Annotated in this window: 1 protein-coding gene; it reads right to left on the reverse strand. The window is 70.3% G+C overall.

The window, feature by feature from the left end:
- Positions 1–103: 103 nt before the first annotated feature.
- Positions 104–542, reverse strand: a 439-nt coding sequence (locus tag PXJ20_RS32945) for an OmpA family protein (protein WP_421057519.1), incomplete at its 5' end; no start/stop codon positions are given.

Consider the following 542-nt stretch of genomic DNA (forward strand, 5'->3'; position numbering starts at 1 on the left):
AAAAAAAATGACGGACCGCCTCGGGGAGCGGCAGTCCGCCGAACGTCCGCCTGCTGCCGCGGACGACACCATCGCGCTGGCGCTTGTTCGAGCCTGTTCGCGCTTATTCCAGCGTGATTTCCACACGGCGGTTCTGTGCCCTGCCGGCCGCCGTCGCGTTGGTGGCGACCGGATTGCTCGCCCCGTAGCCATGCGTCCCGAACCGCTGCGACTGCAGGCCGTGATCGTGCAGGTACTGCGCCACCGACTGCGCACGCCGCTCCGACAGGCCCTGGTTATGGGCCGCCGAGCCTCTCGAGTCGGTGTAGCCGTTCACCGTGACCGAGGTGAACGCCGTGCCGCGCGCGGCGTCGATCAGCGCGTCGAGCTTCGCCCGCGCGTCGGGCCGCAGCGTCGCCTTGTCGGTGTCGAAGTTCGCGTCGCCCTCGAGCGTGATGTGCTTCGGCGCCGGTGCAGGCGGCGGAGGCGGCGGAGGTACCGGAACGGGCACCGGTGCCGGCTGCACGGGTTGCGGCGCCGGTCCGCACTGGAACGTCAGGACG

The sequence above is a fragment of the Paraburkholderia sp. A1RI_3L genome (genome assembly GCF_048957895.1).
Lineage (GTDB): Bacteria > Pseudomonadota > Gammaproteobacteria > Burkholderiales > Burkholderiaceae > Paraburkholderia > Paraburkholderia kururiensis.